This is a genomic window from Corynebacterium sp. HMSC055D05, from assembly GCF_001810365.1.
Taxonomy (GTDB): Bacteria; Actinomycetota; Actinomycetes; order Mycobacteriales; family Mycobacteriaceae; genus Corynebacterium; species Corynebacterium coyleae.
On the sequence record NZ_KV801060.1, the window covers coordinates 64,326 to 85,427 of the forward strand.

General features: G+C 62.9%; 19 protein-coding genes. 2 read left to right on the forward strand and 17 right to left on the reverse strand.

Annotated elements, in window-relative coordinates:
- Window positions 1–2: 2 nt before the first annotated feature.
- The 4 genes from HMPREF2734_RS04655 to HMPREF2734_RS04670 form a co-directional block, all read right to left on the reverse strand.
- On the reverse strand, window positions 3–377 hold the full coding sequence (locus HMPREF2734_RS04655) for a hypothetical protein (RefSeq protein ID WP_070421315.1): 375 nt from the start codon (window positions 375–377) through the stop codon (window positions 3–5).
- Window positions 377–1,315 carry a cutinase family protein gene (locus HMPREF2734_RS04660; protein ID WP_083279295.1) on the reverse strand — a complete coding sequence of 313 codons (939 nt, stop codon included), beginning with the start codon at window positions 1,313–1,315 and terminating at the stop codon, window positions 377–379. Before HMPREF2734_RS04660 ends, HMPREF2734_RS04655 begins: the two co-directional genes overlap by 1 nt.
- 9 nt (window positions 1,316–1,324) lie before the next feature.
- Window positions 1,325–2,611 carry a glutamate-5-semialdehyde dehydrogenase gene (locus HMPREF2734_RS04665; RefSeq protein ID WP_070569647.1) on the reverse strand — a complete coding sequence of 429 codons (1,287 nt, stop codon included), beginning with the start codon at window positions 2,609–2,611 and terminating at the stop codon, window positions 1,325–1,327.
- Between the two features lie 224 nt (window positions 2,612–2,835).
- Window positions 2,836–3,756 (reverse strand): D-isomer specific 2-hydroxyacid dehydrogenase family protein, encoded by a 921-nt coding sequence (locus HMPREF2734_RS04670; protein WP_070569649.1) that lies wholly within the window; start codon window positions 3,754–3,756, stop codon window positions 2,836–2,838.
- Between the two features lie 194 nt (window positions 3,757–3,950).
- Here HMPREF2734_RS04670 and HMPREF2734_RS04675 point away from each other — a divergent pair, with 194 nt between their 5' ends.
- Window positions 3,951–4,439, forward strand: coding sequence for a hypothetical protein (locus tag HMPREF2734_RS04675; protein WP_070569651.1), 489 nt, complete (start codon window positions 3,951–3,953; stop codon window positions 4,437–4,439).
- A 15-nt stretch (window positions 4,440–4,454) separates the two neighbouring features.
- Here HMPREF2734_RS04675 and proB read toward each other — a convergent pair whose 3' ends face one another.
- The 7 genes from proB to ndk all read right to left on the reverse strand — a co-directional run bounded on the left by proB (window position 4,455) and on the right by ndk (window position 12,137).
- Entirely contained in the window at window positions 4,455–5,570 is a 1,116-nt protein-coding gene (proB, locus tag HMPREF2734_RS04680) for a glutamate 5-kinase (RefSeq protein ID WP_070569653.1), read from the reverse strand.
- Between the two features lie 2 nt (window positions 5,571–5,572).
- On the reverse strand, window positions 5,573–7,078 hold the full coding sequence (gene obgE, locus HMPREF2734_RS04685; RefSeq protein ID WP_070453657.1) for a GTPase ObgE: 1,506 nt from the start codon (window positions 7,076–7,078) through the stop codon (window positions 5,573–5,575).
- A 97-nt stretch (window positions 7,079–7,175) separates the two neighbouring features.
- The gene (gene rpmA, locus HMPREF2734_RS04690) at window positions 7,176–7,505 is read right to left on the reverse strand and encodes a 50S ribosomal protein L27 (protein ID WP_070484886.1); all 330 of its coding nucleotides are present in this window, start codon (window positions 7,503–7,505) and stop codon (window positions 7,176–7,178) included.
- Between the two features lie 21 nt (window positions 7,506–7,526).
- Window positions 7,527–7,832 carry a 50S ribosomal protein L21 gene (rplU, locus tag HMPREF2734_RS04695; protein ID WP_070421308.1) on the reverse strand — a complete coding sequence of 102 codons (306 nt, stop codon included), beginning with the start codon at window positions 7,830–7,832 and terminating at the stop codon, window positions 7,527–7,529.
- 169 nt (window positions 7,833–8,001) lie between these two features.
- A complete protein-coding gene (locus HMPREF2734_RS04700; protein ID WP_083308084.1) occupies window positions 8,002–10,833 on the reverse strand; it encodes a translation initiation factor IF-2 N-terminal domain-containing protein in 2,832 nt (943 codons plus the stop codon).
- Between the two features lie 182 nt (window positions 10,834–11,015).
- Window positions 11,016–11,582 (reverse strand): TetR/AcrR family transcriptional regulator, encoded by a 567-nt coding sequence (locus HMPREF2734_RS04705; RefSeq protein WP_070421307.1) that lies wholly within the window; start codon window positions 11,580–11,582, stop codon window positions 11,016–11,018.
- A 144-nt stretch (window positions 11,583–11,726) separates the two neighbouring features.
- Window positions 11,727–12,137: a nucleoside-diphosphate kinase gene (gene ndk, locus HMPREF2734_RS04710; RefSeq protein WP_070421306.1), complete on the reverse strand. Its 411-nt coding sequence runs from the start codon at window positions 12,135–12,137 to the stop codon at window positions 11,727–11,729.
- Between the two features lie 64 nt (window positions 12,138–12,201).
- Between ndk and HMPREF2734_RS04715 the strand changes: the two genes are divergently transcribed.
- Complete coding sequence (locus HMPREF2734_RS04715; protein ID WP_070569654.1) at window positions 12,202–13,626, forward strand: AMP-binding protein; 1,425 nt, start codon at window positions 12,202–12,204, stop codon at window positions 13,624–13,626.
- Here HMPREF2734_RS04715 and HMPREF2734_RS04720 read toward each other — a convergent pair.
- From HMPREF2734_RS04720 to HMPREF2734_RS04745, 6 genes are read right to left on the reverse strand one after another with little or no spacing between them, the layout of a single operon-like run.
- Complete coding sequence (locus HMPREF2734_RS04720) at window positions 13,604–14,035, reverse strand: DUF4233 domain-containing protein (RefSeq protein ID WP_070421304.1); 432 nt, start codon at window positions 14,033–14,035, stop codon at window positions 13,604–13,606. The genes HMPREF2734_RS04715 and HMPREF2734_RS04720 overlap by 23 nt on opposite strands.
- Before the next feature lie 20 nt (window positions 14,036–14,055).
- Window positions 14,056–15,348, reverse strand: a complete 1,293-nt coding sequence (locus HMPREF2734_RS04725; protein ID WP_070569656.1) for a hypothetical protein — start codon at window positions 15,346–15,348, stop codon at window positions 14,056–14,058.
- Window positions 15,345–16,190 (reverse strand): ATP-grasp domain-containing protein, encoded by an 846-nt coding sequence (locus HMPREF2734_RS04730; protein WP_070569658.1) that lies wholly within the window; start codon window positions 16,188–16,190, stop codon window positions 15,345–15,347. Before HMPREF2734_RS04730 ends, HMPREF2734_RS04725 begins: the two co-directional genes overlap by 4 nt.
- A complete protein-coding gene (locus tag HMPREF2734_RS04735) occupies window positions 16,187–16,762 on the reverse strand; it encodes a hypothetical protein (RefSeq protein WP_070569660.1) in 576 nt (191 codons plus the stop codon). The genes HMPREF2734_RS04730 and HMPREF2734_RS04735 overlap by 4 nt, the downstream gene beginning before the upstream one ends.
- Entirely contained in the window at window positions 16,759–18,384 is a 1,626-nt protein-coding gene (locus tag HMPREF2734_RS04740) for a bifunctional folylpolyglutamate synthase/dihydrofolate synthase (RefSeq protein ID WP_070569661.1), read from the reverse strand. The genes HMPREF2734_RS04735 and HMPREF2734_RS04740 overlap by 4 nt, the downstream gene beginning before the upstream one ends.
- Entirely contained in the window at window positions 18,384–21,086 is a 2,703-nt protein-coding gene (locus HMPREF2734_RS04745; RefSeq protein ID WP_070569663.1) for a valine--tRNA ligase, read from the reverse strand. Before HMPREF2734_RS04745 ends, HMPREF2734_RS04740 begins: the two co-directional genes overlap by 1 nt.
- Window positions 21,087–21,102: the final 16 nt, after the last annotated feature.

Sequence of the window (21,102 nt, forward strand, 5' to 3'; positions counted from 1 at the left end):
GTTTACCTCAGTCCTGGCAGTGGCTGGATGTTAATCGACTCAATAAACAGCAAAGACATGCCGATGACGCCTGCGACCAGCGCGCCGAGAATACCCAGCACCGTGCCGATGATCACCGGACGATTCGACTCGTCAGCCCACTTTGCCTTGTTGGAGCTGCCCGGCTGGGACACGGTCTCCGTGACACAGATCTGCTCGCCCTTGCTGTTGGTCACCGGGACGGGGTTGCCGCCCTCCTCATCAACTTTCCACTGGCACGTTTCCTTGACGGTTTTCGTTTCCTCGGTCTTGCGCACAAACTCTGCGGCCGAGGCAACAGTAGGCGTCGCGCCAGCCAACAACGCGGCAGCGACAGTAGCGGAAATGATGCGGTTCATTAGCGGTAGCGTACCTGATCAACAAATCGGCCGAAAGCATCCGAGACTTGGTTGTCCCAGCGCGATGGCCAACGGAAGTAACGCGCGTGGTTGCCACCAGTTGGCTGGGATGCCTGCAGCGTCTGAATGGACAGGTCACACACGGAGTCCTGCGGCAAGCAGTAGTTCACGCGGTTCGGGGTCGCCCCTGCGGTCTTGGTGTTAAACGGCAAGAAGCCAAGCATGCCTCCGGCACCACCTGCTGGCACGCCGACGGTGGACCAATCCCCCGCCGCCGTGTTCGGGTTGCCAAAGTAGACCACACCCGCCAACTGGCCACGGCGTGCCAGTTCGCGCTCGTGCTCAAGCAGAATCATCGCGCCTTGCGAGTAGCCGGACAGGATGTACTTCGGGCGGCAACCACTGCGATGCTCGTAGTCATTGACCATCTGCATCACACCGGTGCGTCCGATCTGGACCGAATCCACGAACTCTGTGGCTACTCGCCTTGCCATCATCCACACCGGGTTGGCGTACTGCAGCGCAAGAGCCAGTGCCTGCAGGATGGTGCTTGGTACGGCAACCGACGGTACGTCGTATTCGGGGAACGTCGCCGGGTAGTAGCGCGGCTCCAGGCCGATGACCTCGACGTCCTTCATCAGCGAGTTACCGCCGTGGGTGGCTGCGTAGCGACGCTCCGCATGCTGCAGGAACGCACGAATCGTCTCACCCTCCCAACCGTTGGAGGTCCACGGCGCAGCCCACGAATACTTCGTGCGGTAAATCTGCGTGTTCTGGCCCGAGCCGCGGGCAGCGATGACGGCGACCGCCGGACAGCGCGTCTGCGCGTCTGCTTCGGGGGTCGGTGCGACGGGGCTCAACGTTGCGGTCACAGCCGTCGCAATAGCCGTGGCAAACAGCGCAAACTTGGCGCGAATGGAGGTCCGGGATTTTAGCACGCCGATAGACTAGCGCACCTGGCCATTACCTTCCAGAATCCACTTCGTGGTGGTCAGCTCCGGTAACGCCATGGGTCCGCGTGCGTGAAGCTTCTGTGTAGAGATGCCGATCTCTGCACCCATGCCGTATTGCTCCCCATCCGTGAATGCGGTCGAGGCGTTGAGGACGACGGCGGCGGAGTCGACGGCGGCAGCAAATCGTCGCAAAGCATCTGCGTCTTGGGCTGCGATCGCATCCGTGTGGCCGCTGGAGTAACGCGCGATGTGCGTGGTCGCACCATCGACGCCGTCAACGATGGCGCTTGCGATGTCCATGCTGAGGTATTCCTCGGCGAAGTCCTCCTCCGTTGCGGGTTCTACGGTGGCACCGAACGCAGCATGCTTATCGACGTCACCATGCACCACCACACCAGCCTCCTGCAGCGTCGCGATGATGGTGTGTTTGTCGGTCTCGGACAGGTGGGCGTCGATAAGCACCGTCTCTGTCGCGTTGCACACGCTGACCCGGCGCGTCTTGCCGTTGAGCAGCATCGCGATCGCCTTGTCCAGATCTGCGGACGCGTCGATGTAGAAGTGACAGTTGCCGGTGCCGGTCTCAATGGTGGGCACGGTCGCGCCGGTCACCACCGCGTTGATCAAACGTGCGCTGCCGCGCGGGATGACCACGTCCACCAGCCCGCGGGCGGTGATGAGATCCTGGACAGAATCATGGCTCTCGCACGGCAGGAGCTGCACCGCCTCACGCGGCAGGTCGTTGCCTGCGAGGACGTCCTGCAGCACTGCGACGAGCGCCTCGTTGGAGTGGCGTGCCGTCTTGGAGCCACGAAGCAGGGCCACGTTGCCCGACTTCAGCGCCAGACCGAACGCATCGACGGTGACGTTCGGGCGTGCCTCGTAAACCATGCCCATCACGCCGAGCGGGACGCGCACCTTCTTCATCTGAATCCCGTTGGGCAGCGTACGTCCGGTAAGCACCTCGCCCACCGGATCCTGCAGGCCCGCAACCTGGCGCAGCCCTCCGGCGATGCCGTCGATGCGTTCCTCGTCGAGCGCCAGCCGGTCCAACACCGACTCCGCCAGCCCGTTCGCGCGACCCTCTTCGATGTCGCGCGCGTTGGCTTGAAGGATTTCACCTGCGCGCTCGGCCAGTGCCTCCGCTGCCGCCAACAGCACCGCATCCTTCGCCGGTGTCGGCAGCACCGCAATCGTCGGGGCAACATCCTTGGCACGCTGTGCTTTCTGCAGTACCTCGTCGCGCTCGGCTTGGCGTTGCTGATCAGTCTGTTGGGCAGTCATGCGGCAATCGTAGCGTTAATGCAACTGCCAAGGTCTTGACACCGATAGTGGGCTGGCGCACCATTTTTTCATGTCCGACAAGCACACGCCCGAGCCTGAAAACGTAAAACGATCAGAAGCCTTAGCGCGACTTACCAAACTTCCCCGGGTGGACACCGGGCAAGAATCCGTCGCAGACGCGGTGCGCGCAGAGCGGGACTCTGCTGCACTGACGTAGTGGTGATCTAGTACCCCGCCTCGACGTCAACCTCGGTCGACATCTTCTCCCCCGCTTCGAAGAGGTCCCAGTTCTTCAACGCCAGCGCCCCGATGCGGCGTTCCATGTACCGCGGGATATTCGCGGTGTGCGGCGTGATCACACAGTTATCCAGGTCCCACAGCTTGTGGTCCGCCGGCAGCGGCTCCGGCTCCGTCACGTCAAGACCAGCGCCACGGAGCTTGCCGTTGACCAGTGCGTCGGTGAGCGCCTCCGTATCAATCAGCGGACCGCGCCCAACATTGACGACGACCGCCGTGTCCTTCATCTGCTCAATCCGATCAGTGTTCACCATGTGGCGGGTCTCCTCCGTCAACGGGGTAAGCAGGACAAAGTAATCGTGATCGGCCCAGACCTCGTCGGCATCCTTCATGGCAACGGTCCGGTCCGCACCGTCCACCGGGTTGCCCGAGCGGTTCACGGCGGTGATCTCCATACCGAACGGCTCCAAGAAGCGGATCAGGGTTTTACCGATACCACCAGCACCAATCAGGGCGAGCTTCTTGTTATCGAAGAGGTACTCCTTCTCTTTGAACAGCTGTGTGTTGTTCCACTCGCGGTCCACGGCCTTCATACGGTGCTCCACGGCAAGCAGGAGGGCGAGGGTGGATTCGGCCACGGTGTCGTCGTAAAGCCCACCCGCATTAGCAAAGCGCACACCGTTGGCCGCATGTTCAGCCAGGATGCCAGCCTCCAGCAAACCCTCGATGCCGGCGTACTGGATCTGCACGACCTTCACGCTGTCGGGCAGCTCATCCGGGAAATCCTTCGGACCGCCGCCGAACAGCACGAGGTCAGGGTTGTCCTCGAGAGCGACATACTCATGGCCCTGTGCCTCCAGCGCGGCGATGGGCTCGTCTTTGGGCTTTGACAAATACGTGAACTTCATGCCTGCCCAGAGTACGGAAGAACCCGACCCCCGGCACCGACATTGGAACTATTCGAGTGTCCACGATCGCACAGGCGCCACCCCTGTAAGGAAGTTAACAGTGCCCGTCAAGAATTCCTCAAGAAAACTCATGTGATCACACCTATAGGACCTGTAGTGTTTCCCCGACACCTGTAGAAGAAAGTGCATTGCCTATGACAACTCCCCTCTCACCCGAGCTCGTGATCTACATGATGGAAAACGGCTACCGCCAGGTAGAAATCGCCCGTGAGTACAACGTTTCCCGCCAGTACATTCATCAACTGGCAAAACAAGCCGGCTACACCTCTCCAATCACCACCGTCCAAGAGAACCTGCCCTGGGACGTCGATCCCACCCTCACCAAAAACGCCACCTTCGTCGCATTCCGTCTCATCGGACACGAAATGGTCGCGCCCGGGAAACTGACGAACGAGTCCCGCGAACGAGCCAACGGACTCATCAAGCGCCTGCTCCAATTCGACGTGGTTATCGACTACGACCCGTCCTACCCACCTGTCGTAGGCCTAACGAGCCTTCCGGGATTCGCATACCTGCCACGCACAGCTAGCGACGAGAACTTCCTAATGAAGATCAAACCCGAAACCCGAATCACCCCGCTGGGCCAGAAGATCTGGCGTATGCCCACCGAACTGTTCCGCTAACGCCTACAGCCTGGACTACAACCTGGACGCGTAGTTGCTCAGGTAGTCCGCGTGGACGACTGGGCGGCGCTGGTGTTCGGGCAACTCATCAGAGTGGTGCCCCAGCATCCCGGCGAGTTCGGCGGCGTCGTACGCCACTTCCCCGCGGCCGATAGCTTCTGAATCCGGCCCGAGGATCTCCACGATGTCGCCCGCGTGGAACTCGCCTTCGATCCCGGTGATCCCCACCGCCAACAGGCTTGTGCCGCCACGGGTCACGGCCTCGACCGCGCCTTCGTCCAGGCGCAGCACACCTTCCGCGTCTGCTGCATAGAGCGCCCAGAACTTCCATGCCGACAGTTTCCGGCCCGGGCGTGTGTGGAACACGGTGCCCACCTGTCCGTGGTCGAGCGCGGCGTCGATGTTCTCCGTTGCAGTGAGCAGCACCGGCACGCCGCCACGTGCAGCCAGGCGAGCCGCCGACACCTTCGCGGCCATGCCACCAGTGCCGAAAACGCCACCGTCGCCGGCTTGGACGGCTTCGAGGTCCTTGCCGGTTCGGACTTCGTCGACACGCACTGCCCCGGGCTCGGCCGGATTGCGGTCGTAGAGCGCATCCACATCAGAGAGCAGCACCAGCGCGTCCGCGGCGATCAGCGTAGCGACGATCGCCGACAATCGATCATTATCACCAAACCGCATCTCGGAGGTGGCCACCGTGTCGTTTTCGTTGACGATCGGCACCGCCCCCATCTGACGCAGCCGCTCCAGGGTGCGCTGCGCGTTGCGGGCCCGCTCACGCGAACCGGCATCGGACTGGGTGAGCAGCACCTGGCCGGTGGCGCGGCCGTAGCGCGCAAACGAGGCACCCCACACCTGCGCGAGGTGAATCTGGCCGACCGAGGCTGCGGCCTGCTTTGTCGCCAAATCACGCGGGCGCTTCTTCAGCCCAAGCGGGACCATGCCGGCGGCGATCGCACCCGAGGACACCACGACCACATCCGTGCCACGAGCGATGCGTCCTTCGATGGCGTCGACGATGCGGTCGATTTTTGCTGGGGATACCTGCCCGGTGTCGTCGACAAGCGAACTGGTGCCTAGCTTCACCACAATGCGACGTGCGGACGCGATCTGGCTGCGAAGACCCGACATCCCTATCCCTGCCAGCGCTCGCGATCGGCCTCTTCGCCGGTGCCGTAGTCGTACTCGTCGATCAGGCCACGACGAGCCTGCGATGCACGCTTGCGCTCCGCCGAGGACACACGGTCGGTGCCACCAAGACGCGCGTCCTGGCCACGGCCGGCAAGGGTCGGGTCGCCACCGATCGATGGCTCCCAGTCGAAGGAGATCTCACCAATCGTGACCGTATCGCCCTCTTCCGCGCCGAGCTTGCGCAGCATTTCCTCCACGCCAGCTTTGTTCAGACGGTCAGAGAGGTAGCCGATGGCCTCGTCGTTTTCAAAGTCGGTCTGGCGGATCCAACGCTCAGCCTTCTCACCGGTAACCAGCCAACCCTCCGGGTACATCGGGTCGCGGGTGACCTCGATGCCGCCACGGTTGGAACGACCCACGGCGCGCGGACGGATCACCTCAGCCTCAGCGGTGCGCTCTGGCTTCGGGCGAGCCTTGCGGGCCTTCTTGACGATCTCCCACATCGCCCACTTCAGCTCATCAAGACCTTCGCGGGTGGCGGTGGAAATCATGTAGATCGGCCAGCCGAACTTCTCCTCGATGTCGTCCTTGAGGAACTCCGCGAGCTCCTTAGCCTCCGGCACGTCCATCTTGTTCAGCACCACAATGCGGGGACGCTCGCGCAGATCGCCCAGGCCGGTGTCCATATCCAACGCCTCGGCGTAGGTATCCAATTCGTGCTCCAGCGCCTCGATGTCGGAGATCGGGTCGCGCCCCGGCTCCATCGTGGCCACATCCACGATGTGGGCCAACACGGCGGTGCGCTCGATGTGACGCAGGAAGTCCAGACCAAGCCCCTTGCCCTGGCTTGCCCCCGGGATCAGCCCGGGCACATCGGCGATGGTGAACGTGTCATGGCCAACGTTGACCACACCCAGGTTCGGCGCGAGCGTGGTAAAGGGGTAGTCCGCAATTTTCGGCTTTGCCGCGGAGAGCACTGCAATTAACGACGACTTCCCCGCCGACGGGAAACCCACCAGGCCCACATCAGCCATGGACTTCAGTTCCAGGATCAGGTCCAGCGCTTGGCCCGGTTCACCCTTGAGCGCGAAGCCCGGTGCCTTGCGCTTGGCGGTAGCCAGCGCAGCATTGCCCAGCCCACCGAAACCGCCTTCTGCAGCGATGAAGCGGGTGCCAGGCACGGTGAGGTCTGCGAGCACCTCGCCCTCTTCGCTGCGCACAACGGTGCCGACCGGCACCTCGAGCACGAGATCCTCGCCGCGTGCACCGTTGCGCCAATCACCCGCGCCGTTGCCACCACGCTTCGCCTTCACATGCGGGCGGTATTGGAAATCCAGCAGGGTGTGGACCTGTGTGGAAACCTCAAGGATGATGTCGCCACCGTGGCCGCCGTTGCCACCGTCCGGACCGCCGAGGGGTTTGAACTTTTCGCGGTGGACGGACACACAGCCGTGGCCACCATCGCCGGCTTGGAGGTGCAGGGTGGCACGGTCAACGAATTGAGCCATGGTTGTTTTCCGCCTTTCTGTAACACGGACGATGATATGCAAAAAGCGCCGCAAGCCCGAATGCACGGGACCTGCGACGCCAAAGCGTTACACGCACTTATGCGGTTGCGGTGCCTTCCTCAACAACGCCTGCTGCCTCAGCCTGCTCGAGGACCTCGGAAGCAACACCCTGGCCGTCAGCCGGGATGATGTTGACGATGCGACGCTTGCGCTTGATGCCGAACTGCACGGAGCCGGAGGCCAGTGCGAACAGCGTGTCGTCGCCGCCACGGCCGACGTTGTCGCCCGGGTGGAACTTGGTGCCGCGCTGGCGGACGATGATCTCGCCGGCCTTGACCTGCTGGCCACCGAAGCGCTTCACGCCGAGGCGCTTCGACTCAGAGTCACGACCGTTCGAGGAGCTGGATGCACCCTTCTTGGTTGCCATAGTTCAATCTCTCCTAGTTGGTTACTTGATGCCAGTGATCTTGACGGTGGTCAGCGGCTGGCGGTGACCCTGACGGACCTTGTAGCCGGTCTTGTTCTTGTACTTCAGAATCTTGACCTTCTTGCCCTTGCCCTGCTCAACGATCTCCGCAGAGACCTTTGCCTTGGACAGAGCGTCGGCACCGGAGGTGACGTTTGCGCCATCAACGAGAAGGACCGGGGTGAGTTCGACCTTGTCGCCTGCTTCACCCTCAAGCTTCTCGACCTTGACGAGGTCGCCTTCGGCAACCTTGTACTGCTTGCCGCCGGTCTTGACGATCGCGTACATAGAGGGTTACCCCTTATCTCTACTCGCCCAACCCCGGCATGCAACGAGGTCGGAATGGAACAACTTAAGCGTTTTAGGGCCTAACGTGGCCAGCCGTGCCCGCATGCAAAGGCAACGAGGCGGCACGCCCCAAAACAGCGACTGCCAAAGACTACACCGCCCCTACGCGTTACTCCAAACCGCGCCCGCCACCACGTCGGGTAGCACGGCGGCGGCCACGTCGTGCAGCAGGCGCTTGTCGACGAGTCTCCTTCTTCACCGGCTTGTCCTCCGGATCCGCTGCGACGTGCTGACGCACCGGCGCAGAGGTTGCCGACTTGCGGACAACACGACGGCGACCACGACGGTTCGTCTTCGTCGTCACCTGCACGGTTGCCCCTGCTTCTGCGCTCCTCGATTTACGAGACGCACTGCGCTTCGGGGTCTTTTCTTCCTGCTGTACCTGCTGTTCCTGCTGCGCTTGCGACTCCTGCTCGAAGTCTTCCCGGCGCGGCCTGTGATCGGATCGGGAGTTGCCGCGCGTGCGACGCTTGCGGCGCGGCGAGGCCTCGAACTCCTCAACCGCTTCCTCGTACGTCTGGGTCGGCTTCTCTGGCTGCGCCGGCTTGTCGGACCGCTCGCCGCGCTCCAGGGTGGTGGCGCTGTCACGCTGCCCATCACGCTGCTCAGTGCGCTGCTCACCACGCTTCGGGGCGTCGGAGCGGCCGCGGCCACGGCTGCCGCCACGGCGCCCGCGACGGCGGGTCTGGCGCGGCTTCTCTTCGCCAGCCGACTCTTCAGTCGGCTCCTCAGCGGAGCCGTTTGCAGATTTGTCAGAGGAGAAGATGGAGTCGAGCAGTTCGTCCATGTGGTCGTCGTCAAGCGGCTGCTTCTGCTGCGGCTTGCGCTGAGGCTGCTTCGACTCGCGCGACTTGCGAGCAGGGCGCTCGGGCTTCCTCTCCTCGGCCTCGACGGGGTCCTCGGTGAGCACAACACCGCGGCCGTCACAGCACTCGCACGGCTTGGAGAACGTCTCCAGCAGGCCGGTGCCCAGGCGTTTGCGAGTCAACTGCACCAGGCCCAGCGAGGTCACCTCAGAGACCTGGTGGCGCGTGCGGTCGCGGCCCAGCGCCTCGTTGAGACGGCGCAGCACGAGGTCCTGGTTTTCCGGCAGGATCATGTCGATGAAGTCGATGATGATCATGCCGCCAATGTCACGCAGGCGAATCTGACGCACGATCTCCTCAGCCGCCTCGAGGTTGTTCGAGGTGACCGTCTCCTCCAGCGAGCCACCGGAGCCGGTGAACTTGCCGGTGTTGACGTCGATCACCGTCATCGCCTCAGTGCGGTCAATGACCAACGTGCCGCCCGACGGCAGCCACACGGTGCGCGACAGTGCCTTGGAGATCTGTTCGTCGACGCGGTATTCCTCGAACGCATCCTTGCCGTCGTGTGCGTTGCGGTCGAACTTCTCCAACCGGTCCAGCAGATCCGGCGCAACCGACTGCACGTACGCGTGCACGGTGTTCCAGGGCTTCCGGCCATCCACGATCAGGGAGGTGAAGTCCTCATTGAACAGGTCGCGCACAACCTTGACCAGCAGGTTCGGCTCTTCGTAGAGGGTCACCGGCTTGGCACCCTTGGAGTTTTTCTCCTCCTCGGCACGTTTTTGGATCGAGGTCCACTGGTTGTGGAGACGGTTCACGTCCGCAGCAATCGCTTCCTCGCTGACGCCCTCTGCGGCGGTGCGGATGATGGCACCGCCCTTGCCCGGCACCACGTCCGCAAGGATCTGCTTGAGGCGCTTGCGCTCCGGGGTAGGCAACTTGCGGGAGATACCTGCGCTGCGCCCACCCGGGACGTAGACGAGGTAGCGGCCCGCGAGCGAAATCTGGGTACTCAACCGTGCACCCTTGTGCCCGATCGGATCCTTAGTCACCTGCACCAGGACTTGGTCGCCGGACTTCAGCGCATGCTCGATGCGGCGCGAACGCCCACCGAGGCCGGCAGACTTCCAATCCACCTCGCTGGCGTAGAGCACACCGTTGCGGCCCTGCCCGATGTCGATGAAGGCAGCTTCCATACTCGGCAGCACGTTTTGCACACGTCCCAGGTAGATGTTGCCAATCATCGAGGCCTGCGCATCGGAGGTGACAAAGTGCTCGACGAGCATGCCGTCTTCAAGCACACCAACCTGCGTGATCCGCCCCTGCCCGTCGTGGCGCTCCCGTTCACGCACGACCATGTGGCGCTCGACCGATTCGCGGCGCGCCAAGAACTCCGCCTGGCTCACAATGCGGGAGCGCTTGCGGTGTTCCTCGCGGCGCTCCGAGCGACGACGGCGCTGCGCCTCCAGACGAGACGACCCCTTGATCGCCACAGGCTCGTCGATCTCGCTGTGCGTATCGACGACACCCTCACCCGAATCCTCTACCCGGTCATCTTCGAGTGGCTCGTCTACCTGCTGCTTCTGCGGGGCGGTGTCCTCGGCCGGCTTCGCCTTGCGGGTGGCGCGGCGGCGTTCCGAACGCGTCGGTGCCTTAAACAGCGGCGCGTGAGTAGCGGGGATGCGATCCTCTTCCGGATCTTCCTGCGGCGCCGGGGTGATCTCGGGCTCGATGTCGGTGAGCGGTTCCTCAGCCGGTTCCTCCGCTGGTTCTTCGGCAGGCTCCTCGGCCGGTTCTTCGGCAGTCTGCAGTTCCGCCTCGACCTTTTCTTCGATCTGGTGGATCTCGTTTTCCACGTCCTTGCGCACGCGGTTACGGATCTTCTCATCCGCCTCTTTATCGCGCTCAGGGTCGGATGTGGTGCTGGCACCTGCCGCCAAGGCGTCGAGAAGCATGTCTGCTTCCGCCTTCGTCAGCGTGGACTGCGCAACCTTCACCAGACCTAAGTCTGCGAGTGCGACAACCAAGTCCTTCGATGGGACATCAAGCATTTTCGCCAGGTTGAACACCCTGGTCTTTTCCGACAGCGCCGAGCGGTCAAAATCGGCGAAACGGTTTGATTTATTTTTAGCCAAAGCGGCACGCTCCAGTGTTCCTGCCGTGGCCAACCGTCATGTCCGGGCGCCGGCAAGACTACCGAGCAGCCGCGCGGAACATCGTGTGCCACGGGTATGCAAAAGTTTCTCAGCTCCGAGTCATCCTTGCTCGTCGCCTGAGACTCATTCTTGCACAACTTTCGTGCCACAGATACGCGACGCTACTGCTCGGCGACACGCAGGAGATCAATCACCGCAGAAACCGGGGCGTCGCGGTGGTTTTCGGTCACCGCAGCACCGACGGCTACCTGGACAACACGGGTGGAGTTCAGACCGTCCACACCATGCTGTTCCATCATTTTGGTCACCATGCCCTTGAGCTCCTCAAGACCAGCGGAGGAAAACGCCTGCACTTCGCCCGGCTCGCGTTCGGAATCAACGAAAGCATAGACCGTCTGGCGTACGCGCTCTGCTTGTGCGCACGAGATGACATTGACAACCGCTTCAGCGAACTGCACAGGGTCCTTCAGGTCGACGCTGCCCCCCATGATCTCGTGGAACACCTTACGGCGGGACTCAAAAAGCTGATCCAGGCATGTGACCACGAGCTTTTCGCGCGTGGAATAGTAGTAACCGATCGACCCGACCGGCACTTTTGCTTCGGCGGCCACCTGCCGGTGGGTCACGCCGCGGAGCCCCTCGTTGAGCAGCAATTCAGTTGCTGCGTGAAGAATTGCTGCGCGCTTTTCAATCGCGCGCGCCTGCTCGGACCGTGATGACGTTGCCATCTACCCTCCATCGCATCGTGTAGACATGCGATTTCTTTAAATCCAATAAAAGCCGTAGAAAATCATAGAGTTTCGCTTCGTAGAAACGAAAACGGCACCTGCGCCCCTCACACGGGGCACGGTGCCGGGAAGCGGACTTACCGCTTAGAGGTTCGGGAACCAGATAGCGATCTCGCGCTCAGCGGACTCCGGAGAGTCAGAGCCGTGCACGACGTTCTCACCAACGGTCAGGGCGAAGTCGCCGCGAATGGTGCCAGGGGTTGCCTTGGACACCGGGTCAGTGCCGCCAGCGAGCTGACGCCACGCCTCGATGGCGCGCTCGCCCTCGACGATGCCAGCCACCAGCGGAGCGGAGGTGATGAAGTCGACCAGATCGCCGAAGAACGGCTTGTCCTTGTGCTCTGCGTAGTGCTTCTCAGCGGTCTCGCGGTCAGCGGTGCGCAGGTCGAGCTCGACGAGCTTCAGGCCCTTGCGCTCGATGCGGGAAATGATTTCGCCGACGTGGCCGTTTGCCACGCCGTCCGGCTTGATCAGGATCAGAGTACGTTCAGTCATGGCTCGCAATCTTACCCAACCCGACACGTGTTGCACGTCTTGGCTATGCCGTAGTCTTGCCCCCATGTGTCACCGCAGCCCACTTCCGGATATTGATCTACCGGGGACAACCCTGTTCGCGTCTGTCTTTGCGGCGGGTGAAGAGGCGCTGCCGGATACCCCCGCAATTACGGAGATCGACACTGGCCGCACAGTCACGTACCCGCAGTTGCGTGCGTTGGCGCTCGGCACTGCGGCCTCGCTCGCCGCGCGCGGCGTGGGCCCGGGCAGCGTCGTCGAGCTGCGCATGCCGAACTCCATCAACTTCGCCGCGGGCCTCCTCGGCGTATCCGCGACTGGCGCACGTGTGTGCGTCATTGGGCATTCGCTTATCGACGACGAAGCGAACCACCTCGCAACCCTCGCCCACACCACTGACCGCGTCACCGCCGAGGACATCCGCCCCGGCGAGTTCGACCCCGTCGGAAGCGCTGACGACGTTGCGGTGATTCCGTTTTCCTCCGGCACCACAGGCCTGCCGAAAGGCGTGGAGTTAACCCACGTCGCGATCACCGCCAACGCCGCCCAGTTCAACGCAGCACTGGCTGCAAGCGGCATCGGCCGGGGCGGTGGTGTGATCGCCCCCCTGCCGTTTTCACACATCTATGGGCTCAACACACTGCTGTTGTCGTCGCTGACCGCACGCCGACACGTCACCACCGCGGCCCGCTTCAACCTTGCTGAGTTCACCGCTGCCCACCGCGGCCGCGCAATCGATGTGTCCTACATCGCTCCCCCGCTTGCACTCGCGTTGTCCAACCACCCCACCCCTGAAGATTTCGCCACCACCCGTTTTTTGGTGTGCGGCGCGGCATCGCTGGATACGAACCTGGCGCGCAAAGTCGAGCGCCACATCGGCGTTGAAATCCTCCAAGGCTACGGCACGACCGAATCCGCACCCGTGACCCACGTCGGCATCTCCGGCAAGTCAGACCCAGGCACGATCGGGTTCGCCATCCCCAACACCGAGTTCCGCCTCAGCGAGGACAACGAACTCCTTGTGCGCGGGCCCCAACTCATGCGTGGCTACTTGGACAACCCGGCTGCCACCGCAAACGCCATCCGGGACGGTTGGCTGCACACCGGCGACATCGCCCGGATCAACGAGGATGAAACGGTCACCATCATCGACCGCGCCAAGGACGTGTTCAAGTACCACGGGTTCCAAATCGCCCCCGCAGAACTCGAAGCGCTCCTGCTTACCCACCCCGATATCGACGACGTCGCCGTGACAGGCCACCGCCGAACGGTGGACGGGGTGGTTGAGGAGGTGCCACGGGCGTTCGTCGTCACGCAACAAGCGCTGAGCGACAACGCCATCATGGCTTGGGTTGCGCAGCGCGTCACCCCCTACAAAAAAGTGCGCATGGTCACTTTCGTCGACGCCATCCCCCGAAGCGCAGCAGGCAAAATCCTACGGCGCGAACTTACGTCCCCAGGTGCTGAGTAACCAGGTAACCGTGGCGCATACGCTGAATCATCTCCGAGCGCATTTGAATGATGAAGTACCACACGATGCCGAAGATCACGCCCACAGCGGTCACCGACCAGTGGATGAAAAAGCCAAAAATTAGTGGAACCTGCAACGCCAGGTCGATCCACAGGGCGCCGGGCTTGCGCTGAAACGCAGCCATCACCACGTGCGCCAGACCAACAACGGTGATGTAGACCCAGTTAAACGTGGTCCAGTGCTCGCCCTCATCTACCTTGAGGATCACCGTGAGGATGAGCAAGATCGTGATCGCTTCCATGATCAACGTGCCGGACAGAACACCGGTAAGCCCAGCCATCGGATCCTTCACCGGAGCGTGACCGGGCCCAAGTGGGCCCATTTCCTGCTGCGTCTGCTTTCTCGCCATGGTAGTAATCGTAGCCAGACCTAGCTGGCATCCATAACCTGCGCCCGGCGCGGCGCCGCCGCAAGGTAGACAATGAACGGCAGCGCGAGAACGAACAACCCCACGGTGCCAATCGTCGCCCGAGGACCTTCCGGGATGACCTGCAGCACGGTAAACAGCCATGCGAGCGCCGACAAAATGTACACGTTCAAGGTTTTGCGCAGCAGGTGGTTGACGTCGCGGTCCACCTTCACCGACTCGTTAATACTCGGAACACCAAGTTGTCCGCGCAGTTTCGATGGAATACCAATGACCGCATCGAGTGGCTCGATGACGCTGATGTGAGAGTTCTGGCGGAAACGGGTGTCGTCGACAATCGCCATCGCACGCGCCGCAATCGTGCGGTCGCCGTAGCGCAGCCGCACTATATCCGAATCCTCGATGCCCAACGACTGCATCGAATCCGCGGTGAGTCGCACTACTGCGCGGGACTCGTCGATGTCGTTCGGTCGAGCGACCCGCATCACGTAGGTTCGCGAACCGAGGAGCTTCCTCGCGGTCCAGTACCAGGACCTGCGCAGCGGGTTCTTGCGCGCGGTGGAACGTTCGTTGTCCCCGAACACCGATGTACCTTCGCCTTCGATCATCGGCACGACCATGATGTCGAAGAATTTCGCCGCACGAAGGGCCCTATTGAGTTGGATGCGGTCTGGGTACGCGATGTCGTCGATACGCTCGCGCGGCCAAACACCCCTGTCCTTGTAGTGGGTGTCAATGAGCGTGTGGTGCTCTGGCGGGATAGCGTCGCGATGCGCCTTTGTGATGTCCATCGGCGGGTGCAGACGCAACAGGATGCGCTGATAACGAGAAATCTTGATGGTGCCGTCGGAGTATTCGCCTTCTGGGAACGTCTCGATCTCGTCGCGGGTGACAACGAACGAGCACCTGGTAAACGGGCATACCACCCGGTAGTGCTCCGCTTCCGGCAGCCGGGCGCGAACGGACTCGCTGATCACGATCGAACTATCGCCCGCCTTGTCCGCGCGCTGTTTCACGTTGGTGGAAAACACCTCCGCGTGCACAGGCTGAACCGACGCGACACCGTCAGGCACGGCACGGAGGATGCGTGCGGTTGCAGATGCCTCCTCGCCCGCACCACCCTTGATCAACTGCACCGCGGTAGTGCCGTCCAAGAGCGCCGGGTGGAAATCGCTGAGCCCCTCCCAGCCCGGCCAATCCCGGCCGATGACCAGTGAGTTCACCGGGTAGGTTGCCACACTGGCTTTCTTCCCGTTGAGTCGCACCTCACGGGCCGGCAGGTACATCTCGGTCATAGCTGCTCCAGATATTCAACGACTGCTGCTGCGACATCGATTCCGGTGGTTTCCGTCAGCGACGCAAACTGCGCGTTCGAGTTCACCTCGCCGACCAGGGGGTCTTGCGCATCAAGGAAGTCCACCGACCCAATATCCAGCCCGAGCGCTGCCATCGCGGCGCGCGCAACGTCGACGTATTCGGCCGGGGGATCCCAGGCTTCCGCACGCCCACCACCTGTGATGTTGGCGCGGAAATCTCCACCTTGGCCAAAGCGCCGCATCGCTGCGACGGGTGTGTCGCCCACCATGTAGATCCGCGCGTCGCGGCCGTGCGAGCCGGCAACATACTCCTCCACAATCACCGGTGAGGGGTACGCCTCACGCAGCACGTCGATGAGCTCGTCGCGGCTATTTACAAGAAACACCCCGCTGCCCCACGACCCAACGGCATGTTTCGCCACCGCCGGAAACCCCAGGGCATATTCGACGGCGGCGAGAAACTCGCTGTTCGCCCATTCCTCCGCCTCGAGGTTGCGGTACACCAGCGGCGCGGTGATCGTTTTCGGGTGCGCGATCCCCGCCCGAGTCAGCGCCGCATGCGTGTACGCCTTGTTGTCGCACAGCGCAATGCTTTGCGACGAATTCACGCACCTGACCCCGAACGCCTCCAACTGCGCAACCGCGGCGACATCCTTATCCATGATGAAGGCCACCTCGGGAAGGTCCTCCAAATGAGTAACTGCGTAGTCGGTGGTCACACGCTCAATCTGGCCGTGTGATGCCCCGATGATCTGGTCGAACTGCCACTCAAACTTGTCCCAGTGCAGCCATCGGTTGGTCACCAGCCAGGTCGGTTTCACGCCAATTCCTCCGCAAAGCGCTGCACGATGCGCGTCAACGCAGCGAGCATGTGTTCGCGCGGCCCCTCGTCGAGCGCAGCACTGTTCATCTCCACCTGCACGTACGGAATGTTGGTACGCAGCGCGACGTCGGAGGACACGCGGTGAAGTCCCATTGCGGGAAAGATTTCGTCGACAAGCACGGGCACCCCGCACGCGTTGAACTCGGCGACCACAATGTCGCGCACCCGCCAATCGTCGTGGATGTTGCGCCCGCGACCGGTTCCCAGGATTACCTGATCGGGCCGGTCCGGGTTCATCTGGTGCAAGTCGATGCCCGCAACGATCCCACGCTGCTCGACCTCGCGCACCGCGACGTCCCGGAACGGACTGTGCTCGTCCGAGTTCGGATCCGCCTTATCCGCGTCGGTCTTGATCAACGCTGTCGCGCCTACGTGCTCGTGGAGTTGCTCCGCGAGCCAACGGGTCGCGGGCTCCGCAAGCTTGATCTTGCCGTCGCGCTGCTGCTCCACGGCGTGTGGCGCCGTAACAATCACCGGCGCCGTGCCAGGCAACAGCAGGTGCGCGGTCACTGCACACCCCGCGACGAACGGAGGTAGGTGCGCGCCTGACCTGCGGTGGCAACGGAGCCGGTGATGAGCACACCGACGCCTTCGGGGCCTTCCTCCTCGGCCAACTCGATGGCGAGTTCGATCGCCGAGGGCAGGTTGTCGTCGACACGCACACGCTCATCGCCGAAGACCTCGTAGGCGATCTCCGCCAACTCGTAAGCGTCCATCGCGCGCGGGTCGGTGTTCTGGGTGATCACCACATCCGCGAGCACCGGCTCGAGCGCTGCCAGCATCGCGCGAGCATCCTTGTCCGCGAAGATGGACACCACGCCGATAACGGACTGGTAGTTGAAGTCGCGCTGCATCGCTTCGGCGAGCGTGGCCGCACCGTGGGGGTTGTGGGCGGCGTCGATGAGCACCACCGGATCACCCAGCACACGCTCCACGCGCGCAGGCACCTTCACCTCCGCGAAGCCCTGGCGCACCGAATCCATATCCAACGGGTGCTCGCGGGACACGCCGAAGAAACTCTCCACCGCAGCCAGCGCCACCGAAGCGTTCTCTGCCTGGTGTGCGCCGGAAAGCGGCAAGAAAATGTCGTCGTAGACTCCGCCAAGGCCCTGCAGCGACAGTTGCTGGCCGCCGACGGCGACGGAGGAGTCGTCGATAGTAAAGTCGCGCCCCTGTCGCGCCACCGCAGCGCCGGTTTCCACCGCGCGCTCCAGGATGACCTGCATCGCCTCCGGCTCCTGCTCAGCAACGATGGCGATGTTTTCCGCCGGTCCGTAGCCGTCGCGCTCACGCGCCTTGATGATGCCGGCCTTGTGCGCGGCGATCTCCTCAATCGTCTCGCCGAGGAAACGCTGGTGGTCGATACCGATCGGGGTGATGACGGACACGTCCGCCTCCACCACGTTCGTCGCATCCCAGGTGCCGCCCATGCCGACCTCGACGATCGCAACATCCACGGGTGCGTCCGCGAACGCCGCGTACGCAATGCCGACGAGCAGCTCGAAACGGCTCATCTCCGCCTCGCCGCACTCGCGGAAGTGCGCGTCCACCATGTCCACGTACGGCTCAATGTCGCGCCAGACATCCACAAAACGGGTCTGGGAAATTTCCTCCCCGTCGATGAGGATGCACTCGGTGACACGCTCCAACTCCGGCGAGGTGAACAACCCCGTGCGACGGTTCAGCGCGCGAAGGATCGACTCCGCCATACGCGCCGTCGACGTCTTGCCGTTCGTGCCCGCAACGTGAATAACGTTGAAGGACTGCTGGGGCGTACCCAAAAGATCCATCAGCATCGCAATGCGGTCCAGCGACGGGTTCGGGTCATTCGCCGCCGCACGCGCATCCAACTGGGCGACCACCTTGTCAAAGTCCGGGTGGTCGCCCTCCGGAGCCAGGGTTGGTGCAGGCTCGTCGGTATCGGCGTCGGAGCCGTCCGCGCCACTTTCGGCCGACATGTCGGCCAGGTTGAGCGTGATGCCGTGATCGGTCATCTCCAGGTGGCCGAAGTCGGTGTCACGGCCGGATTCGAGGTCGGCGATGTCGATGCCCTCGAGGGCGTCGTCGCCAAGCTGTGCTCGAAGTGCCTCGTACGCTGCCCGCGCTTCCGGGTCGAACGACTTATCCGCCATTACTTCAGCGCCTCAAGACGAGCCGTGACGCGCTCAAACTCTTCCTGTGCGACCTTCTGACGCGCCTTGATCTTCTCGACGACCTGCGCCGGCGCATTAGCCAAGAACTGCTCATTGGCGAGCTGCCCGCCAGTGGTGTCGAGCTCCTTCTGCGCCGCCGCAAGCTCCTTTTCCAGGCGCTTGCGCTCCGCAGCGACATCGACGGTGTCGGAAGTATCCAACGCGACGTCCAGGTTGACCTTGCTCAGGCGCATCTCAATGCTTGCCGAGGCCTCAAAGTCATCCTCCGGCGCCGTCACCTTCGCAATCTGGCGCACCATTGCCTCCTGGCCAACCAGATCAGCCGAAGCGAAGTCCAGGCGAGCCGGCACCTTCTGCGACGGCTTCACACCCTGATCAGAGCGGAAGCGACGCAGCTCGGTGATGAGCTTGATCGAATCTTCGATGCGACGGCGAGCGTCCTCATCGGTCGCGGCACCACCGTTGGTGTCCTCTGCGGTCGGCCACGGCGCGAGCGTCACCGTTTCGCCGCCGGTCAGTGCCTTCCACAGCACCTCGGTGATAAACGGCATCGTCGGGTGCAGCAGGCGCAGCACAACATCGATCACACGGCCGAGGACCACCTTGGTGTTCTCACCCTGCTCGCTCTCGCCGTCCCGCGGGATCTGGGTCTTGGCGATCTCCAGGTACCAGTCGCACAGCTCATCCCACGCGAAGTGGTAAAGCGCCTCGTTAGCCTTGGCAAACTGGTAATCGTCCAGGTAGGCGTCCACCTTGGCGCGGACTTCCTCGGCGCGATCCAGGATCCAACGGTCAGCGTCGGTTAGCACCTCGCGTGCAGGCAACGCGTCCACGCGCGCGCCGTTCATGAGCGCGAACTTGGTGGCGTTAAACAGCTTGGTGGCAAAGTTGCGGGCGGCGGTGGCGTGGTCGTCGCCAATCGGCAGGTCCACACCCGGGTTCGCACCACGAGCCAGGGCGAAGCGCAGCGCATCTGCACCGTACTGCTCCACCCAATCCATCGGGTCGATGCCGTTGCCCAAGGACTTCGACATCTTGCGGCCCTTCTCGTCGCGCACCAGGCCGTGCAGGTACAGGTGCTCGAACGGGATCTGCGGGCGGCCATCCTTACCCTCCCCCAGGATCTCCGGGGTGGTCGAGCCTGCAAAGGTGCCGAACATCATCATGCGGGCAACCCAGAAGAACAAGATGTCGTAGGCGGTGACCAGCACGGTAGTTGGGAAGAACTTCTCCAGATCCGGGGTCTTGTCCGGCCAACCCATCGTGGAAAACGGCCACAGTGCCGACGAGAACCAGGTATCCAAAACGTCTGGATCCTGCTCGTAGCCTGCCGGCGGCTCTTCGTCCGGGCCGACGCAAACCACGTCACGCTCGCCGTTGTCGTCCTCCGGGCCGTACCAGATCGGGATGCGGTGGCCCCACCACAACTGGCGCGAAATGGTCCAGTCGTGCATGTTGTCCACCCAGTCGAAGTAGCGCTTCTCCATCGACTCCGGGTGGATCTTAGTGTCGCCTTCGCGCACGGCGTCGCCGGACATCTTGGCCAGCTCATCGACCTTGACAAACCACTGCAGGGACAGACGCGGCTCGATCGGCTCGCCGGAGCGTTCCGAGTGGCCCACAGAGTGGACGTACGGGCGCACTTCCTTGACAATGCGGCCCTGCTCAGCCAGCGCCTCACGCACGGCGACGCGGGCTTCTTCGCGGCTCATGCCGTCAAACTTGGTGCCGGTATCGGCGATGCGGCCCTTTTCGTCCATGATGATCGGCATCTCAAGGTCGTGGCGCAGACCCATCTCGTAGTCGTTCGGGTCGTGCGCCGGGGTGATCTTCACCGCACCGGTGCCGAGTTCCATGTCCACGTAGTCGTCGGCGATGACCTTGACCTGCATGCCTTCGCGCAGCGGGTGTTCGAAGACCTCGCCGATGAGGTGGGAGTAGCGCTCGTCGTCAGGGTGAACGGCGATGGCGACGTCGCCCAGCATCGTCTCCACACGCGTCGTGGCAACGATCAGGTGCGGTTGGTCGTCGTCAAGCGAGCCGTAGCGAATGGAGACGAACTCGCCCTCGACATCCTTGTACACGACCTCAATGTCGGACACGGCGGTCTCCAGCACCGGCGACCAGTTGACCAGGCGGTAATCGCGGTAGACCAGGCCGCGGTCGTAGAGCTGCTTAAAGATGGTCTGGACGGCGCGCGACAGGCCCTCGTCCAGCGTGAAGCGCTCGCGGGACCAGTCGACGGAATCGCCGATCGCACGCATCTGCGAGGTGATCGTGCCGCCGTACTGCTCCTTCCACTCCCACACCCGGTCAATGAACTCTTCGCGGCCGTAGTCGTAGCGGTCCTTGCCTTCTTCGGCCTTGAGCTTCGCCTCGACCTTGGTCTGGGTGGCGATGCCTGCGTGGTCCATGCCCGGCAGCCACAGCACCTCGTAGCCTTGCATGCGCTTGCGGCGCACCAGGGAATCCATCAGCGTGTGGTCGAGCGCATGGCCCATGTGCAGCTGACCCGTCACGTTTGGCGGCGGCAGCACGATGGAGTACGCAGGCTTGTCAGAGTGGGCGTCGGCAGTGAAATAGCCTGCCTTGACCCAGCCTTCGTAGAGGTCGCGTTCGTGGTCGCTGGGCTCCCACGACTTCGGCAGCGCGTCAGTGCGGTTCAGATTTTTGTCAGTCACGCGACCTATCTTAACG

Coding starts and splice junctions, on each gene's coding strand:
- HMPREF2734_RS04670 (WP_070569649.1), bottom strand. CDS start 3,756: ATGAAGTTCACGTATTTGTCAAAGCCCAAAGACGAGCCCATCGCCGCG.
- HMPREF2734_RS04715 (WP_070569654.1), top strand. CDS start 12,202: ATGTGTCACCGCAGCCCACTTCCGGATATTGATCTACCGGGGACAACC.
- HMPREF2734_RS04725 (WP_070569656.1), bottom strand. CDS start 15,348: ATGACCGAGATGTACCTGCCGGCCCGTGAGGTGCGACTCAACGGGAAG.
- HMPREF2734_RS04705 (WP_070421307.1), bottom strand. CDS start 11,582: ATGGCAACGTCATCACGGTCCGAGCAGGCGCGCGCGATTGAAAAGCGC.
- proB (WP_070569653.1), bottom strand. CDS start 5,570: ATGTCGGGTCTTCGCAGCCAGATCGCGTCCGCACGTCGCATTGTGGTG.
- rplU (WP_070421308.1), bottom strand. CDS start 7,832: ATGTACGCGATCGTCAAGACCGGCGGCAAGCAGTACAAGGTTGCCGAA.
- rpmA (WP_070484886.1), bottom strand. CDS start 7,505: ATGGCAACCAAGAAGGGTGCATCCAGCTCCTCGAACGGTCGTGACTCT.
- ndk (WP_070421306.1), bottom strand. CDS start 12,137: ATGACTGAACGTACTCTGATCCTGATCAAGCCGGACGGCGTGGCAAAC.
- HMPREF2734_RS04720 (WP_070421304.1), bottom strand. CDS start 14,035: ATGGCGAGAAAGCAGACGCAGCAGGAAATGGGCCCACTTGGGCCCGGT.
- HMPREF2734_RS04740 (WP_070569661.1), bottom strand. CDS start 18,384: ATGGCGGATAAGTCGTTCGACCCGGAAGCGCGGGCAGCGTACGAGGCA.
- HMPREF2734_RS04665 (WP_070569647.1), bottom strand. CDS start 2,611: ATGACTGCCCAACAGACTGATCAGCAACGCCAAGCCGAGCGCGACGAG.
- HMPREF2734_RS04675 (WP_070569651.1), top strand. CDS start 3,951: ATGACAACTCCCCTCTCACCCGAGCTCGTGATCTACATGATGGAAAAC.
- obgE (WP_070453657.1), bottom strand. CDS start 7,078: ATGGCTCAATTCGTTGACCGTGCCACCCTGCACCTCCAAGCCGGCGAT.
- HMPREF2734_RS04655 (WP_070421315.1), bottom strand. CDS start 377: ATGAACCGCATCATTTCCGCTACTGTCGCTGCCGCGTTGTTGGCTGGC.